This is a genomic window from Ralstonia sp. AU12-08 (assembly GCF_000442475.1).
Classification (GTDB): Bacteria; Pseudomonadota; Gammaproteobacteria; order Burkholderiales; family Burkholderiaceae; genus Ralstonia; species Ralstonia insidiosa.
On sequence record NZ_ASZV01000010.1, the window covers coordinates 1 to 16,927 of the forward strand.

General features: G+C 57.6%; 11 protein-coding genes and 2 pseudogenes. 6 read left to right on the forward strand and 7 right to left on the reverse strand.

Annotated elements, in window-relative coordinates; all coding sequences use genetic code 11:
* Nucleotides 1-40 precede the first annotated feature (40 nt).
* Genes C404_RS37085 through C404_RS37090 form a run of 3 tightly spaced genes read right to left on the reverse strand, consistent with a single transcriptional unit; the run spans nucleotide 41 to nucleotide 4,430 of the window.
* Entirely contained in the window at nucleotides 41-1,396 is a 1,356-nt protein-coding gene (locus C404_RS37085) for a hypothetical protein (RefSeq protein WP_021193829.1), read from the reverse strand.
* Nucleotides 1,393-3,414, reverse strand: a complete 2,022-nt coding sequence (locus tag C404_RS58820) for a hypothetical protein (protein WP_152524428.1) — start codon at nucleotides 3,412-3,414, stop codon at nucleotides 1,393-1,395. Before C404_RS58820 ends, C404_RS37085 begins: the two co-directional genes overlap by 4 nt.
* Complete coding sequence (locus C404_RS37090) at nucleotides 3,411-4,430, reverse strand: hypothetical protein (RefSeq protein ID WP_021193831.1); 1,020 nt, start codon at nucleotides 4,428-4,430, stop codon at nucleotides 3,411-3,413. The genes C404_RS58820 and C404_RS37090 overlap by 4 nt, the downstream gene beginning before the upstream one ends.
* 892 nt (nucleotides 4,431-5,322) lie before the next feature.
* Here C404_RS37090 and C404_RS60970 point away from each other — a divergent pair.
* Entirely contained in the window at nucleotides 5,323-6,546 is a 1,224-nt protein-coding gene (locus tag C404_RS60970) for a TniQ family protein (RefSeq protein ID WP_081659343.1), read from the forward strand.
* A gap of 27 nt (nucleotides 6,547-6,573) precedes the next feature.
* Here the strand turns inward: C404_RS60970 and C404_RS37095 are convergent.
* Both C404_RS37095 and C404_RS37100 read right to left on the reverse strand, forming a co-directional pair.
* Nucleotides 6,574-7,455, reverse strand: a pseudogene (locus C404_RS37095) (IS3 family transposase); the annotation flags it as partial.
* Between the two features lie 61 nt (nucleotides 7,456-7,516).
* Nucleotides 7,517-8,200, reverse strand: a complete 684-nt coding sequence (locus tag C404_RS37100) for a GntR family transcriptional regulator (RefSeq protein WP_021193833.1) — start codon at nucleotides 8,198-8,200, stop codon at nucleotides 7,517-7,519.
* Nucleotides 8,201-8,494: 294 nt separating this feature from the next.
* Here C404_RS37100 and C404_RS37105 point away from each other — a divergent pair, with 294 nt between their 5' ends.
* The 4 genes from C404_RS37105 (at nucleotide 8,495) to C404_RS37120 (ending at nucleotide 13,599) form a co-directional block, all read left to right on the forward strand.
* On the forward strand, nucleotides 8,495-9,832 hold the full coding sequence (locus tag C404_RS37105) for an MFS transporter (protein WP_021193834.1): 1,338 nt from the start codon (nucleotides 8,495-8,497) through the stop codon (nucleotides 9,830-9,832).
* 26 nt (nucleotides 9,833-9,858) lie between these two features.
* Nucleotides 9,859-10,602: an enoyl-CoA hydratase/isomerase family protein gene (locus tag C404_RS37110; protein WP_021193835.1), complete on the forward strand. Its 744-nt coding sequence runs from the start codon at nucleotides 9,859-9,861 to the stop codon at nucleotides 10,600-10,602.
* Complete coding sequence (locus C404_RS37115; protein WP_021193836.1) at nucleotides 10,599-12,167, forward strand: acyl CoA:acetate/3-ketoacid CoA transferase; 1,569 nt, start codon at nucleotides 10,599-10,601, stop codon at nucleotides 12,165-12,167. Before C404_RS37110 ends, C404_RS37115 begins: the two co-directional genes overlap by 4 nt.
* An 85-nt stretch (nucleotides 12,168-12,252) precedes the next feature.
* A complete protein-coding gene (locus C404_RS37120) occupies nucleotides 12,253-13,599 on the forward strand; it encodes an FAD-dependent oxidoreductase (RefSeq protein ID WP_037011265.1) in 1,347 nt (448 codons plus the stop codon).
* Nucleotides 13,600-13,785: 186 nt separating this feature from the next.
* Here C404_RS37120 and C404_RS37125 read toward each other — a convergent pair whose 3' ends face one another.
* Together C404_RS37125 and C404_RS37130 are read right to left on the reverse strand one after the other, a co-directional pair.
* Nucleotides 13,786-14,199: a hypothetical protein gene (locus tag C404_RS37125; RefSeq protein ID WP_021193838.1), complete on the reverse strand. Its 414-nt coding sequence runs from the start codon at nucleotides 14,197-14,199 to the stop codon at nucleotides 13,786-13,788.
* A gap of 22 nt (nucleotides 14,200-14,221) precedes the next feature.
* Nucleotides 14,222-15,376 (reverse strand): annotated as a pseudogene (locus C404_RS37130) (IS3 family transposase).
* A 700-nt stretch (nucleotides 15,377-16,076) separates the two neighbouring features.
* On the opposite strand from C404_RS37130, the gene C404_RS37140 reads away from it, so the two are divergent.
* On the forward strand, nucleotides 16,077-16,925 hold the full coding sequence (locus C404_RS37140; protein ID WP_064496292.1) for an EAL domain-containing protein: 849 nt from the start codon (nucleotides 16,077-16,079) through the stop codon (nucleotides 16,923-16,925).
* Nucleotides 16,926-16,927 lie beyond the last annotated feature (2 nt).

The window sequence follows — 16,927 nt, forward strand, 5'->3', positions numbered from 1 at the left end:
GATCAAAGGCCAGCTGTTTGCGTTGATGTCCCATGATTTTTCACCTTACGCCCGTCATCGAATGCATCTTTGCGTCGCCGGCCATAAGCGCGTCCAGTGTTATCGGAGGCGCCTTTCTGGATGAATTCTTGCGTGGCTTATTCTCCGTAAGAGTAGGGCAGCCTACCTTCAGCTTCAACACGTCCAGCGCGTTGCGTTCTGACACGTTTAGAGATTCCTCGGTGTAAGACTCGACGATCTTGATTTTCCGTTCCTCTTGCAGTTGAGCAGCCATTGATGCAAGTGGCGATGGCACCTCAAACGGACAGAGCAAGTCTTTGCGCGGTTGTATGCCGTTGACCATATGCGCGAGGAGCGCTTCGACTTCGGATCGATGCAGATTGTCGGGAGAAAGATAGGCTTTTCGGAGATCCTCGATGGCAACTGACGAGCGCCCCTCTTGCCTCATATGACGATACGCAAGGCAAATGAGACCGATGACGATTCGCTTCAAGCCGAACGTCATCTGAAAGAGCTCACGTTCATACGTCAGGACTGGCACCTTAAACCAGCTACCGGCCACGCGCTTGCACTCCGCCAAGTAGTCGCGCCAGTCGTCTGTCCCCGCACTCTCCGGTTGCAGGACGATGGGCCGAGATAGCAGGCGGTGTTGGTCCTGTTGGGGGCGCGTTTTCAAGGTATGACATAAGCTGTAGTTGGCTACGTACACGAGCGGCACGTTGAGGCCAAGCAGTGTCAGCAATGTGGATGTCGCTTTGGCGCTAGAGGTGCTGCCATGAGTGATGAACTGGCACTCGTCGGCGAACATCAATACAGAGAAATCACGGAATGCCCGCCATCTCGCATGCTTTGTGAGCTGATCTAGTCGAGCCCGAGCTGGCGCGGACTCCTCGTCGGGATAGGCGCATTTCCTTAGCGATGCCGCGACGGTAGGGTGAGTCCGAAAGCTCAAATTGATGCAGTGCGCTGCGGGAAAGGGGTCATGGCCGTTGCCAACAGCGATAGGGTCTTCGATCTGAAGCAGTCGGGCGATGGCTTGCGTCAATGCGCTCTTCCCGGATCCCGCCAGGCCGGTGAGGCAAATGGCGGCCGCGTCCGGAAAGTCATCCGCGAAATTGCGGTTGTACACGAGGCGAAGATACTCAAGACTGTCCGTATAGCGGGTGGCAGAGAAGCCGATTGATCCTCCAACCAGTTGCTTGATGATCTGACGTACCTGAGCTGTTGGGACGAACACGCTCTTGAGCGCAATCCGGAGTCTTTCCTCGGCAGCAGCAGGCGGCTCACCCGCGACCGCTTTTGCCGGTGCCGGCCGGACACGTGTTTTTGCAGCAATGACCGAGTCGTCGAGCAAAGGAGCGATTCGATCATAGAGGTTGTGCTTGAGGGTATTCATCGTGCGCTCCGATGTGCCGTGCCGAGGGCAGCTTCCGTCGAGGCTTGTTTGGACGCCTTTGATCGGGGACTGGGGTGGCCGGCTTTTCTTTTACCCGCATCCCAATCCATACCTGTCGTCTGTTCAAACAGCTGTCGGACCTCGCTATCAATGGCATTTATGTGCTCGCGAAGCTGCGATTCCGAAATCGCTTGTTGAGCTGCGAGGTCTTGCAACTCCGCGAATGAGAGCAGATAGTCCTGATCGCGTATCGCAAACACCGCGTCAACCTGGATGATTCGCCCCCGAATATCAAGCCAGACGTGGCGTACACACATGTCGAGAACGTAGCCCCGGACATTGATGGTTTGACCGTTCGCCAGGCTCTCAAAGATCCCCGTCTCACGCAGCGCTTGGGAGTTAAAGCATCGGTGTAGCAGGTAAGCTCCGTCGCTCCTGAGCGTGAATGTGGTAGGGGAGAGAAAGGACCGAACGGCTCTGTCGAAACTAATAGGGTTAGCGTCAGTGCGCCCGCGCGCAGACAAGTAGCTCCAAATTCCAGCTGATGTCGGCAGCACGCCCGCAGCGATCATGTCGGGTGTAAGCTTTGCCGATACGTCGCGTTTGTGGTTGTCCCTTACCACGCGCAGGATCTCGCGCACTGCCATCCGAACCGGACTGAGGTCGCTTTGCACGTAAGCGGGTTGGCCTTCCACTTTGATTTTTCGAGGGTTGGAACTCTCCACGGTGGCTTTGGATTGGGCAAACCAACTGGGAGTGCACTCCCGCATGGGAATACTGGTCTGGTCGAACTCGACAGCCAGCAGCTTTTTGCCCGGACCGTTGTCCGCGATCAAGAATGACGGAAGCCCTTCGCATTCCCAAGCGCCGTCGAAAAGCGTAAGCCCAAATAACTCGGCGAAGCGCTTCTTCGGAATGGCCATGCTGAACAGCGCCATTCGGTAAGCTTCTGACGTCTCGCTATTCAGCGAGAAGCCGACTCCTACGGTGCAAGAGGATGCAACGTCGACGATAGCGACGACACACAATGGTGGCAGGAGCGTCTTGCAATGTGGCGACGTCGGATAATCCTTCGTGTATCGTCCGTCAGCTTCCAATTTTTCCATCACGTTGGCGACCGCTTGAGAAAATCGCCCTTCGGGCGCACGCAGTCTGTTGCGTGTGCGAACGTCACCGTAGACGGAACGCTGCACCTGGTCTTGACCGAACGCTTTCCTGACGTGATACCTGTATTGCCCGTAGCTTGGAAACGGTTTTCCTGCAGGGTGGAAATACCGTTTAGCAAGGCGGCCGTCTGTGGAGACCTTGCATCCGAATACGTGATTCATCGCCTTACTGTAGATGGACGCGAGTGTCACCGCCGGCCCGCGATAGGTCACGTATGAGTCTTCAATGGCTTTCGCCATCGCTTCGTCAACGGGCCAACCACTACCTTTGCCTCGCGAGAGCGACGAGCGGCCAGCCTTCCTAGTCTGGTGCGCTCTGCTGTGGCGTCCAATATTGGAATAGTTCGGGCAAAGCGCCCAGGGCTCACGCCCAAACGCTAGATACGCGATGAACCAGAGGCGCATGCGTGTTTCGTTCTTTCCGAGTTCTCTTGCCATGCGGTTGATGATCTTGTTCGCCGTATCCGAGCGAAGAATTTCTTGCTCCCTTTCGAGAAGCGGGGCGATCGCAGAAAAACGTTCCTCAACGCGCTCGGTCAGCGTCTTCTTGGACTTGCTCCGGAGAGCATCGACAGCCATGAGTTCACCGTAACTCAGATCATGGGTGAACCAGAAGGGCCTGGTTCTCGGTTGAGTTGCTACGACGATGCCACCACTGAGTAGGCCTTCTTCAAATTCTGAGCGAGGCATACCGATAATCGCGCTGTCAGGGTGGTCATTGGGTCCTTTCCAAAACCAGGCGAGGTAAACCTGCGGGTTGGCGGCGCTATTGCTCAAGAAATGGTAAGTAACGCCCATGTTCAAGCTCTTGTGGCCGTTTGGCGCGACAAGTTGCGTTCCCATCATCATCACGCAGCCCTCCCGAACCAGTGCCCATAAACCTCCAGAACGTCACGCGACTCTGGCTTGAGTGGATGATCAAAGGTAATTGGACTAAACAGGTCGACGCGTAAGCGTCTGTTCCAGACGCCCTGATACAAAATCGTTCGACAATCGTGAAGATCGCAGCCGAACTCTTCAATAATGGTGCGAGACACATCGATCGGTGCTACATGCTTGCCGATGATTGACCGAAGTTTCTCTTCGATCTTTTGCCGTATTTCGGCAGAAACGCTTATCCGGTGTTGTTGGTATCCGTAGAGTTGTCGCAAATTGCACGCTACATCGAAGTCGATCTTCGCTTGTGTTACCTGTACGGTCCGAATGCCGGCATCTTCGTAATAAATACACTCCAATTCATGGCGGAACTTCGCGCGTTGCTGCCGGTTTTCTTCTCGAGTTCGAGTGCTTTTCAGGTCCAGTCCGCGCTTGAAGCCATTATCATCCTTCTTTACCGTCCAATTAATACAAAACGGCGTGTTGTCCTCGTCACGCAGGAATAACAACAGGTCGCCCATGAGTGGGATGGGGACGCGGAGATTGGTCTCGGGATCGCTTGGGTCACTGACGACAGTTGACGGATGGAGCTTAAGTTGCCCAAGGCGATCGGCTACGCTGACTGTCCCCTTAAACGCTGGCAAATCCAGACCACGAGTATCGCGGTGGCCACTCAAAGGATGGAAAGCCGGGCGAGGTGAGAGGACGCGTTGCTCATGTAGATCGAAGAGTCCGGGGTGATACAGGGCGAGGAGGCCCGCATATTGCTCCGGCGTAGACAGAAAATGGATGTCCCGCCTGAGTTTTGCCGAATAGATGCAAGACCGGCGTGAGCAACTCGGAGCCACGTCCGAGAAGGCAGTAATCGGCGGCTGGTAGGAGTCAGTCCATCCGTTCAGAGTGCGAGCGTTGAGGCGGGCGACATACCCTGGGACCCCCAGTTTTTTTGCAATCCAGCCGAAAATCGAGCCCAGCATGGAGGAGGCTGTCATGATTCTTCCTTATCAAGTGAACAGGCCGTTGGCTGCCAGAGCAGTAACGGCTTGGGTAGTGACACTTATGCCCGGGAAGAGACCGATGCAACGCGTAGGGGCGAACACCTCCACCAGTCGCCTTGACAGGCGTCTGGGGTCGTCACAGAATGACAGCGTCAGGCAACAACCGACACTGCAACTCAAGGGCCGCTACCTTTGCCGAGGTAGTGGCCCTTTCCGTATTCCAGGCTTCATGCGCGCGTGCCGTCATTGTTCGTGCATGTTTTTCTCCTGTTTGTTGGGCGCTGGTGCATGTAAAGGCGCTCTGCCTTCCTGATGCCCACATCGATACGCCCAACGCGTTAAATCAATCGCCTTCCGAAGGGCAACTTGAGCCCGAGTGGCTAGGCGTATCTCTTTCTTCCATCTACATGCGAGGATACTTTCAGGGTGCTGCCGCCATCACACTGGAACTGATCATTTCCGGTCGCTAGATGGAGCAAATCTCCTCGTAAGCTGATGCTGTTCTGTCGACCGCAAATTCTTTGCTTCAATTGGGGCGATTTCACTGGAAATCAGTATAGATGCGCAAATCGACTACATCATTCCGGCGCGAGCGGAATTTTATAGTTGCGTTCAAGCAATCTTTGATTATATCATTTCGCATTTTCTTTGTATAGAATTTTTTAATAGTCCGTTTAATGATACGTCTAGGATTTCTTTTGAATCGTGTGCGTATGAGGAGCGATGCTTTGGGTTTCGGTTTTTCGCCCCTCTTTGTCGTGGGCGCAGCGAGTTGGTTCGGGCTTGGCGCATCGAGCGGCATGGTTGATGCAGATGTTAGTGGACATGGCGCTCAGGTGGCTTGCGCCTTGGCACCCGGACAGTCCGCTTGTGGCGCGGTGTTGCCATGCTGAGGAGGGTTGTGCCTGAACTGGGCGAGTACATTCGCGGACACGCAGGGCGGTTGAGCTTGTGGAACGGATTCCTCTCCGCAGAAGAGCTTCTTCTGTTCCTAAACGGTGGAGCTCGCGGGAGGGAGCGAGACCCAGTCTATCGATTGATGGCGTCTCTTAGCGGACTGGATCCGGTAAGTTATCTGAAGGCTAACTCACTTCTTCCGTTCTGCTGTGTAGGCACTCGCAGTGATGACGTGTTCGACTATGAAAGCCCTGGTAGCTTGACGCAGAGAACGGCATGGAGGCAACTCAAGGAAGGCGCCTACCTTTGTTCGAGCTGTGTTGCGAAAGACGAGGGCACGCTAGGCTATTCGTACTGGCGTGCGTTCCATCAACTGCCGGGTATCGACACATGTCCGACTCATGCTACCGCGCTTGGTGTTGTGGAGGACATCGGCGCTTTTGATCTGCCACCTGCGTTTTGGGCTGCGACTGCGCAGCCAGTCTATGATGAACTTGTGTCCCTGCGCACGATGCCTGTTGTTGCTCGCTATGCGGAGATCGCTCATGCATTTATGACTGCGGGACGAAGGGTTTCGGGGGTTGTCGCTGCCAGATGTGTGGGTCCTCGAGCGGCCGCAATGAGCTTCCCAATCGGCACGCACATAGCTCGGTCTACGCTCGCACATTGCGTTCGTGATGCTTTTCCGTCGGTTTGGTTGGACGCGCACTATCCTAAACTGAGTGGAAGCGTGGATTGTTCAAGGGTCCAATCAGTTAACGGACTCTGCGGCGGCAGTGTTGTGAGTGGGGTGGTGTATGCGATGGCGCTCGCGGCGACTTTTTCAACGAGTGAGGAAGCCATCCAAGCTTTTTACGCAACGCCAAGCAGTCGCACTTTGAAGAGATCCCCTGCTTGGAGGGCAGGGGCGTTGCCGGAGCATCGCGAGCGCATCCTTCCCTACTATAATGCGAGCGAAGGGATCGTAACTCGCGTAGCCGAGATGCTCGGTTTCGAGAAAATGACGGCATTTTCCCGGCTTAGGGCGGTGGGGCTGCCGCCTCTTGGGCGGCTTCCTAAGTCGGATAGGCAACTAGTGATCGCATTCCTATCGAAAGCGTCAAAGACCGAGGTTGATCGTTGGATTGCGGCCGGATCGAGTGTCAGCGAAATTTGTAGTACTGAGAGCAGACGAGGGCGGCGTATGCAACGGTGCCGGGGCGCTGGCGATTAGCAGGATCGAGCTGCTGTTTTGTAGTGGTCAACTCATCCCGGACACTGCGTTAAGTTTTTCTTCTGCAACGGCCGGCGCCAGTCCGTCATTGAACTGATGTGGCCGTATCCAGTTATACCGGTGCATCAGGTAATGGCTGATGTCCCAGTGTGCTTCATGCACCGTCATGTAACCCACTGACGGTAACCACTCGGTCTTCAAGCTGCGGAACAGCCTCTCCATCGGAGCGTTGTCCCAGCAGTTGCTACGGCGGCTCATGCTCTGTTGTATCCGATAACTCCACAGGCGTTGCCGGAACTTACGGCTTGCATACTGGGTGAATTCACCCTGGCCACCTTGGTCCGAGTGGAACAACAGCCCCTGTGGTCTGCCACGCTGCTCATAGACCATGTCCAGTGCTTGCACGACCCGATCGGCATCGGGGCGTGTCGAGAATGCCCAGCCTACGACCCGTCGCGTGAGCAGTTCGAGCACTGCCGCCAGGTAATGCCAGCGGCCCTGAGCCCACACGTAGGTGATGTCACCACACCAGACCTGATTCGGCGCATCGACCGCAAACTGACGATTGAGCCGGTTCGGGATGTCGATTCGCTCCACCGTGGCCTGTTTATAGGTGTGGCCGCCGGGCAGCTTGCAGATCAGACCCAACTCCTCCATCAGGCGACTGACTTTGAAGCGGCCAATCACCGTGCCTTGTTCGCGCATCATGCCCATGATGCTGCGGCTGCCAGCCGAGCTTCGGCTCTCGACGAACAACTCGTGCACTCGGCTGCGCAGTGCCATGCGCTCGCTGTCAACTTGCTGGGCACGCTCCCGGTGGGCATATAGGCAAGACCGCGCCACGTCGAAGACGGCGCAAGCCATTTCGACCGATTCGCTTGCGCAGATCTGCTCGATTATGCCGAATGTCCCCGTCGCCTTTAATCAGGCTGACATCCCCTCAGCGGGAACCATAACCGATCAACTCCCCTTAGGTCATTGCATGGTTTGGCTCAAAATCCCGAGTCAGGGAGTCGCGCGTAAATTTGTCGATGTAGTCCATCATTGCATCGACCGCTTGACCGGCTTCCGCCTCATCGCCATCAGCAATCGTGTTGATGACGCGGGCGTGTAGCTGACTGACGGTCTGCACGTCATTCAGGCGCTCGCGCTGGATGTAGTAGAAGCGCCGGGACAGGGCATGCAGTGGTGCAATGGCCTCGGCAGCAAACGTATTGCGGGCCAGTTGTGCCATGAGCTGGTTTGCCTTGTACAGGCTACGCAGATACGCGAGAACGTCCTTGGATTCGCCTGCAGCAATCAACTCGCCTGCGGCTTCACGCATCTGTTTGCGTTCGCTTGGCAGGGCGCGTCGGGCCGCACGTTGAGCGATCAGTCGCTCCAGTTCTCGGCGCATTTCCAGAACAAGCAGTTGTTCGTGGATGTCTGGCTTCGTGATCATGATCCCGTGCCGCGGGACGATCTTTACCAAGTGCGCTGCTTCCAGCCGCTGCGCGGCTTCGCGGACTGGAGTCCGTCCGGTATTCAATTTCTCGGCCAGTGAGACTTCGGACCAAACACTGCCAGGCGCGAGCTCCAGCGTCACGATCAGTTCTTCCAGTTGCTGATGGGCTTGCTCGGCAAGCGTGCTGGGGACTTGTCCGACTTTAGACATAGTAGGGCCTGGAAAAATATCACTGCCATATTAGTGGAAGGGCGATCGATCTGTCCATCCGGCGTCGTTCATCGCGTTCCAGGCGTTTCTCCGCACTTGCTATCCAAGTCTGGTCCTAAAGCGGTGCTTAGGCCTCTTAAGGGCTTTCTGGATCACCTGTCGCATCCTCATAACAAGGGTAAAACCCAATTTCGCAGCATTGCTATCTTTCTGATACTGCACTGACATGTCACAGGAATTCCACAAAGATACTTGATGGGATAACCACGAGAGCGTAGGAGGCACGCCGTGAATATGAAGATCAACTACCGTTGGATCGTCGCGATAACTTTGTTTGTCGCGTACAGCATCCAGTTTTTGGATCGGGTCAAGACCAATCTATTGAATCCGTTCATCGCCGCTGACGTTGGATTGAGCGCTGCCGACATCGGCACAGGCACTTTCCTGATGCTCATCTTCTACGGGCCAGCCCAATACATTTCCGGGGTGCTGACCGACCGATTCGGTGCCAAGAAGATCCTGATTTTTTCGGTGATTTCGTGGTCGGTGATGACTGCTTGGATGGGGTTGATTCACAGCCGCGATGAATACTTCATCCGGATGGCGATCTTCGGCGTCCTGGTCGGGACCGAATACGTTCCATCAGCCCGCATCCTGATGCGATGGTTCAACAAGGATGGCCGTGCTCGAGCGCAGGCGTTGCTATCGTGGGCCTGGATTCTGACGCCGGCCTGGGCGGCCATCTTTGCTACCCAGTTGGCGGTCCATACCGGCAGTTGGCGTACGGTGTTTTTCATCACCGGCGCGCTTGGGGTGGTGCCATTGCTTCTGATCGTGCTTCTTGTGTTTGACCGCCCCGAGCAATATCGCGGCATCAGCCGAGAGGAGTTGCAGTACAGCTACAAGGACGAGATCGAGGCGGGCATTCTGACGGGCGACAACTTCCAGGATGTTCAGCGCCAGATTCTGAAAGTCAAAAATTTCTCGTTCCTGGACCTCTTCAAGAGCCGCGCCTACATTGCCGTCGTCGTCGTTGACGTCGTCATGCAGGTGACGTACTGGGGCGCTTCCATCTGGATTCCGCTGTACCTGGCCGACAAATTTGGCTTCAAACTGCTGTCGATGGGCTACTGGAGCGCACTGTACTTTGCGGCCGGAGCCATTGGCAGTTTCGTGTCCTCCTACCTGTCCGACAAGGTGTTCCGCGGCAATCGCCGCGTCATGATCGCGACATGCTTTGCCGGTCTGGCGCCTTTCGTCTTGGCCATGGCGACGCTGCAGACGGGCAATCAAACGGCGCTTGCGATTGTGCTCTGCGGCATGGGCTTTTTTGCCAACATGGCTTGGGGGCCGTTCCTCACGGTGCCGGCGGAAATCTTCACCCCCGAGGTCTACGGTAAGGCCATGGGCTTCGTGAACGGCGTCGGCTATGTCGTGGCCGCCTTCAGTGCCAAGATCTTTGCCGCTCTCATCGTCACCACCAGCGCCGGCAAGGACTACTCACAGGGTTGGCTGTTCCTGGCGGCTTGCATTCTGGTCGGCATTGCCGCGTCGTGGTTCATTCGAATCGAATCCTCACGTGACGCTCTTGCCCCGGCCGCCACATCTGGCAAGCAGGCGACGGCTCAGTAATCCAGTTATCCAAGTAGGAGAAATACATGCTGTTGACCCAACGGGATGGGCACATTGCCGTCCTCACCATCGACCGTCCGCAACGTCGCAATGCCTTGGGTTCTGAGCTGATTGCCCAATTGGGCCGGGCATTTTATGAACTGGATAGCGATCCAGACGTACACGCCATCGTGCTGACCGGGACAGCTCCAGGATTTTGCGCGGGAAGCGACCTCAAAGAGCTCGCAAACATGTCTCTGGCGGAAATGCGCGGACACGAATCGATGACCGCTGCGCTCGCCCGCGCCATCTCCATGTTGAGCACGCCGGTGGTCTGCGCGGTGTCCGGCTTTTGCCTGGGCGGTGGCTTTGCGCTGGCCGCCGCGTGCGACCTGGTGGTCACGACAGCAACGTGCCGCTGGCACATGCCGGAGGTCAAGATCGGTTGGATTCCACCGTGGGGCTTGCAGTTCCTGCTGGGTCGATGCACGCCGGCAACGGCACGTCGCCTCGCCTGGGGCGTTGAGGAAGTTGACGGTACCGAGGCGGAACGCCTCGGGCTAGCCGACTACGTCGCCACCGATGGCGATGCGTTGTCCAAAGCGATGCGCGTCGCCCAAACACTGGCGGATTACCCCACACCGGCGGTTGCCGCCACCAAGCGCTACTTCCGCGACAGCTTTGCCGTGGATGGCGAGATTCGCGATGCAGAAGCCAATCTGCTGTTCGCGGAGAACTGCAGCCATCCAGTTGCCAAAGCTACGCTCGCAAAATTTGGAGTCAAAGCATGAGCAAGATCTGCTCGGCCGATGAGGCCGTTTCGTTGATCCGTGACGGCAGCAACGTCGCAAGCGTTGGGGTTATCGGTTGGATCACGCCTGACAGCGTCCTGAAGGCATTGCGCAAGCGCTTCGATGCAAACGGCTCGCCGGCCAATCTGTCGTTCTATTTCCCGTGCGGAACTGGCGACGCGATGGGCATTCGTGGGATGGATTGGGTAGCGGCGCCAGGGCTCATGAAGCGCATCGTCTCCGGTTCCTATGTCAATCCAGTTGATCCCAAGACCGGCCGTCGGCCGGAGTTGATGAGGTTGATTCAAGAGAATGCGATCGAGGCGTACAGCTGGCCGATTGGTGCGAGCATGCATTGGTTGCGCGAGGTTGCCCGCAAGGGGCCTGGGTATCTGACGCGCATTGGCCTGGGTACCTATGCAGATCCGCGCCAGCATGGCGGCAAGTTGACCACCCGTTGTTCGGAAGACCTCATTAAGTTGGTCGAGTTCGAGGGGGATGAGTACCTGTTCTACCCGACGCGCAAGCTCGACGTGGGCATCATCCGGGCGACCAGCGCGGATGCATTTGGCAACTTGTCCTTTGAAGGCGAGGCGCTGATGTCGTCTTCGCTGGCCATTGCGCTGGCCGTCAAGGCTAGCGGCGGGCGTGTGATTGCGCAGGTGCAGCGCACGACGGAACGCCGCACGCGCGCGGTTCAGGACGTCAAGATTCCGGGAGTCTTGGTGGATCACGTCGTCGTCGACTCTGATCAGATGATGGTTACGGACACGCCTTTCGACGCGGCCTATCTGGGGGGGCAGGTGCCTGACTACAGTCGGTTGCAGCCGCTGCCGATGGCCCCCGACAAGGTGGTCGCACGTCGCGCCGCAAGGGAGGTGCCGCGTGAGACCGTGAGCATTTTCGGTTTTGGTGCATCGTCGGATGCGCCGCTCACCATGCTGGAGGACGGTCTGTTTGACGAGGGAGGGATCGATGACTACTGGATGACCACCGAACACGGGACGTTCGGTGGTCTGGTGATGAGCGGCTGGCAATTCTCCGCCAACTTGCATCCGGAGGCGTTGTTGGACGGCTTGGCTCAGTTCGACTTTATCAATGGAGGTAACTGCAAATTTGCCGCCCTTGCGTTTGCGCAGTTCGACGCGCAAGGCAACGTGAACGTGAGCCGTTTCGGAAGTTTCAACCCGGGGGCGGGCGGATTCATTGACATCGCCTACAACGCACGGGATCTGATCTTCACTGGTACGTTCACCACCGGTGGGCTGGTGACCGATATCTCGTCAGGCGGGCTGAGGGTCGTCAAGGAGGGACGTGTGAAGAAGTTCGTGCCGCAGGCCGAACAGATCACGTACCCTGTGATGAAAAACGTGCGCGAACGCGGGCAGACCGCAAAGATCATTACAGAACGCGCCGTGTTTGAAGTCCATCCGGACGGGCTTGTGCTGACAGAGGTGGCCAGGGGTATCGACGTGCGAAGGGATGTGCTCGAGCAGATGGAGTTTCAGCCCAAGCGTATTGCTGACACCCTGACGATGATGGATGCGAGTCTGTTTGCCGCATAGAAATCAGGTTGAGGACGACCGCGCCTCGGCGGCTCTGCGCGCCGAGGCCAGTGGTTCAGTCAATGCATATCAAGGGAATCAACCCATGGCAAAAACATACTCTTTAGCTGGCCTGGATAGACGGCCAGTCCACACCCTGGATGCAGACGTTCTTGTCGTGGGTGGCGGCGCAGCGGGTCTGGCGGCAGCCGTGACTGCCGCCCGCCAGGGGTGTCGGGTGGTTTTGGTCGAGCGTTACGGCTTCTGTGGCGGTGGCGCCGTTGCAGGGTTGTCCGGCACCGTCTGCGGCCTGTACGAGGCCAGCGATGGTAATGCTGCACCACGCCAGCTTGTGCATGGATTTGTCGATGAATTCATCGCACAGATGGAGCAACGCGGTGGACTGAGCGAGCCGCTCAAATACGGCAAGACGTACACGCGCGTGCATGAACCGCTGGCATGGCGGGAGACCGCGGACGCGCTCTTGTCTGACGCCGGCGTGACGATCCTCTACCACGCGTTGGTCACTGAAGTGCTGCTCGATGGGGATCGGATTGCGGGCGCGCAGCTGTACACGAAAGAAGGCAAGGTGCAGGTCCGTGCGGCCGTCACGATCGACGCGAGTGGCGATGCCGACCTGGTTTCCATGGCCGGATTGCCGACGTTCATGGGGGATGGCGGGCGGGTCCAGAACCCAACCATGATCTTCCGGTTGATGGGCGTTGACATGGAACGCTTTGTCGCCGCCTACGGCCGAGACACCATCATGCCGCCTGAAGTGTCGGCGCAGATCGCGAGCGCCAATACAAACGGCTACCGGCTTCCGCGCGCGAAGATCTGGCTGTTCCCGACCACGCGACCTGGTGAGCTGCTATGCAACTGCACGCGTGTGACCGGGGCAGATGGGCGCGAACTGAATGCCGTTCTGTATCGTGATTTTGCGGAAGCGGAGATCGAAGGGCGCCTGCAGGTGCGCGAATACGCACGCTTCTTCCGCAATCATCTGGCCGGCTGCGAAGCGAGTTGGGTGAACGACACCGCCGTGCAGGTTGGTGTGCGGCAGACTCGCCAGGCGCAGGGCGTCAAGACCCTGCGCAACGCCGACATTCTGGCCGGTGCGAAATTCAGCGATGGCATCACCCGATCCCCGTGGCCGATTGAACTGCATGCGGGGGATCGCCCCCGCGTCGAGTGGCTGCTGAACGACTACTACGAGGTGCCGTTCGGTTGCTTTGTGCCAAGCGCTGGCGAGTCATTGCTGGTTGCGGGCCGCTGTTTGTCGGCCGAGCACGAGGCGGTCGCCTCTGCGCGGGTGACGGCGCAATGCTTTTCCTACGGGCATGCAGTCGGGCACGCTGCGGCGCTGGCCGCCAACGAGCGCATCAACGTGCGTTCGATCTCTGGCGAAGACGTGCGACTACTTTTGAATCGCGATGGTGCCGGACTGGATTGAGACAGGGATGTTGTCATGCCGGCGGGTGTGCCGGCCAACCCTTATCAATTGGGAGACGCGCTGCAACGTGTTCTTGTTGAACCCCAACAAGTGCGCAGTCGTGTATTGCACATCGGTGTACATCTCGTTCACCCCGATCTGCTCAATCTCGTCATCGGAGAAGGAGAGATCAACACGGATATCAAGCTATCTTCCGGTGGCATGATTGAATGCATAGGGCGAGGAGACGGCCTCACCATAGTACTGGGCGCTCAACGGCACAACAATCCGGGCAAGGCCGAAATACTCGACATATCCCCAGAGATAGCCACCGCTCGAATTCCCACGCACACTGACAATGTGAGGCGTATACTCCGATGGGCGCTCGCTTACTAGGGCGCGCGCATAGAAGAGACAGTAAGGCGCGTCGCTCTTCTCATCAATAAAGTAGGGAAGCGCCAGTTCGCACGCTGAAGGCCGGACCTCTGCGTCCAATGCCATAGCAATCGCAGTTTTCACCATCGAGCGTCCGCCCAGCGGATCGTCGAAGATGGCGCCGAATGTAAGCGGTGAATCGAGGAACTCCGAGGGTGCCTGAGACGTGACCGGTATTCCGGTCAAGTTTTGCTGAGCGGGTTGAAGTTTATTGGATGGTGCCTGGTTGCTGTGCGGTCATCGGAGTTGGCAGGTGGGCGGCAGGTGCCGGTGGACGGTATCCAAGCGACGAATGTGGTCGCCGCGTGTTGTAGGGCCGGCGCCATTGTTCAATGACGATCTGTGCTTCCTTGAGGCCGTAGAACAGTTCACCGTTGAGTAGCTCATCGCGCAGTTTGCCATTGAAGGACTCGCAGTAGCCGTTCTCCCACGGGCTGCCCGGTGCGATGAACAGCGTCTTCGCGCCCAAACGTCCCAGCCAGTCACGCACGATGTTCGCAGTCATCTCCGCACCGTTGTCCTAGCGCACATGCGCGGGGATGCCATGTGCCAGCATGGCGTCGGCCAGTGTCTCGATGACGTCCATACTGTTCAAGCGTCGTCCTAACTTGATGGCCAGACACTGGCGCGAGAACTCGTCGACGAGTGTCATCAGCCGCAGGCTGCGGCCGTCTTGGGTAGTGTGGTGCACGGGTAGTGTGGTGCACGAAGTCGTAGCTCCAGACGTGATGTGGATAGTCCGGGCGCAGCCGCACACAGGAGCCATCGTTGAACCATAGGCGGCCCCTCGGACGCTGCTTCTTCGGTACCTTGAGCCCCTCGCGACGCCAGATGCACTGCACCCGGTCGCGGCCAACCTGCCGGCCACTGGCCCGCAACAGCGCTGTGATGCCTTGGTAGCCATAGCGACCGTACTCGGCTGCCAGCGAGACGATGGCCTGCGTGAGTGCATCCTCGTCAGCGCGCACCGTCGTCACGTAGCGTTGCACCGCTCGGGACTGGCCCACGACGCGGCAGGCTTTGCGCTCGGAGACCTCAAACCGTTCCTGCAGCATGCACACGGCGCGTCGACGTCGCTCGGGGCTTACCAGTTTCCCGAAGCGACCTCCTTGAGCATCGCCTTCTCCAGCAACAGGTCCGCAACCAGCTTGCGCGGCCGGGCGTTCTCGCGCTCAAGCTCCTTGAAGCGTTTGACTTGGTCGTGCTGCAAGCTGCCGTACTCCTTGCGCCAGCGGTAATAGCTCTGCTCGGAAATGCTGGCCTCCCTGCATGCCAACTGGGTGGTCTTGCAACTGCCCATCGCTACTTCGATGAGGCGCAGCTTCGCGATGATTTGTTCGGGGGTAACGCTCTTGCGGGGCATCTTGGGTTGCTCCTTGCCAGGGTTGAATTCTCTCTTTCAACCTGGACTTGAAACAACCGGTCACGTCAGAAAGGCACGTAATAAGATTTATCTACAACATCACGAGATACAGTTAGACACAGTACTTCGCGCTGACTGCATTATCGTTTTGTCATCGGGGTTCGATACGCTCCTCTTTCCCTGAACCTCGACACACCCTGTTGTGCCAGGCGACGTCCCGTCCGCCTGGCATTTTTTTTGGGGGGGCGGCAGTTCTATGACGACGCCCGCGCTGGCCGCGCTGATCGGAAGCGCTGCTTCGATGTGCTGGGCTAGCGTCCGGCGATCTTCGAGCCAGAGCGTTCGCCTTTGCTCTTGTCGGGGGCGCCTCGAATACCTTAATGGCACTTGCGCCACAGCGTTGGCCAGCCCACAGACCTCGCGCATCACTTCACACCCAAGTTTCTTGATGTAACGGCTGCGCCGCGTGGTCCGCAGCCGCCCCGCATGCTTGTGCGAGTGCTCGGCTTGCTCGGTAACACCATTGCAGGCGTTGTTGCGTGTCGCCCTCGCCACGGCTCCGGTATTGCCGGGCTTAACGATTGTTTTTGAGCGGCCAAGCCTTTGTCCGATAACCTGCCATGGTTCGCTACCTGCTGATGACTTGGAGGAGCGGGGGCTTCTGATCGCTGATCGAGCCGGGGGGCGAGACACATCTCTCATGTCGAGCTTTGGTGTCGCAAAGGGGGATAACAAAGATGGGGCGGCACCTGAAATGATGTTGAGAAAACAAGACTTTGAAAAGGCGATCGGCGAAGAACAGCTATCGCTGGTGTTCCAGCCAAAGGTGAGACTCGCTGACGGACGGGGTGAGGGCTTTGAGGCACTTACACGATGGAGCCACCCCGAGCACGGCTATATCTCACCCGAGGTCTTTGTCCAGATCGCGGAGGCATGTGAGCTCATTCATCCATTCACGAAGTGGGTGATGAGGCGGTCTTTTTCGCAGCTTCGCTATTGGTGTCACGCAGGGTTGAGAACATCATTGTCGATCAACGTTAGCGTACGGAATTTCGCATCACCACATTTCGTCGACGACATGAGAGCGATGTTGGATGAGTTTGAAATTCACCCGGCATCGATTGAATTGGAGATCACGGAAAGCGCGCTCATCCAAGACTCGGCCATCGTATGCAAGCGATTGCTGATGCTTCGAGACCTTGGCGTCAAGCTGTCCATCGACGATTTTGGAGCAGGCTATGCCTCGCTCGCTTACCTGAAGATGCTGCCGGTGGATGTGCTCAAGATCGACAGATCATTTATCGCGGCATTGGACAGCAACAAGGCGGACCAAAGAATCGTGGCGTGGACCATCCGGCTTGCTCACGACTTCGGCATGCAGGTCGTGGCGGAGGGTGTGGAGACAAAACAAGTCATGGACTTGCTGCGGGAGATGGGGGGCGATATGGCGCAAGGCTATTTCATTGGCCGCCCGATGCGGGCTGACGACGCCCACGCATGGTGGGCAGCGAATGCATCAAGCCAGGCTCGATTGATGTCCCCTGTTTAACG

What these genes read in the sequence shown, in the direction of transcription:
- C404_RS37085 (WP_021193829.1), bottom strand. Translation starts at nt 1,396, where the DNA reads ATGAATACCCTCAAGCACAACCTCTATGATCGAATCGCTCCTTTGCTC.
- C404_RS37090 (WP_021193831.1), bottom strand. Translation starts at nt 4,430, where the DNA reads ATGACAGCCTCCTCCATGCTGGGCTCGATTTTCGGCTGGATTGCAAAA.
- C404_RS60970 (WP_081659343.1), top strand. Translation starts at nt 5,323, where the DNA reads ATGCTGAGGAGGGTTGTGCCTGAACTGGGCGAGTACATTCGCGGACAC.
- C404_RS37100 (WP_021193833.1), bottom strand. Translation starts at nt 8,200, where the DNA reads ATGTCTAAAGTCGGACAAGTCCCCAGCACGCTTGCCGAGCAAGCCCAT.
- C404_RS37105 (WP_021193834.1), top strand. Translation starts at nt 8,495, where the DNA reads ATGAAGATCAACTACCGTTGGATCGTCGCGATAACTTTGTTTGTCGCG.
- C404_RS37110 (WP_021193835.1), top strand. Translation starts at nt 9,859, where the DNA reads ATGCTGTTGACCCAACGGGATGGGCACATTGCCGTCCTCACCATCGAC.
- C404_RS37115 (WP_021193836.1), top strand. Translation starts at nt 10,599, where the DNA reads ATGAGCAAGATCTGCTCGGCCGATGAGGCCGTTTCGTTGATCCGTGAC.
- C404_RS37120 (WP_037011265.1), top strand. Translation starts at nt 12,253, where the DNA reads ATGGCAAAAACATACTCTTTAGCTGGCCTGGATAGACGGCCAGTCCAC.
- C404_RS37140 (WP_064496292.1), top strand. Translation starts at nt 16,077, where the DNA reads ATGTCGAGCTTTGGTGTCGCAAAGGGGGATAACAAAGATGGGGCGGCA.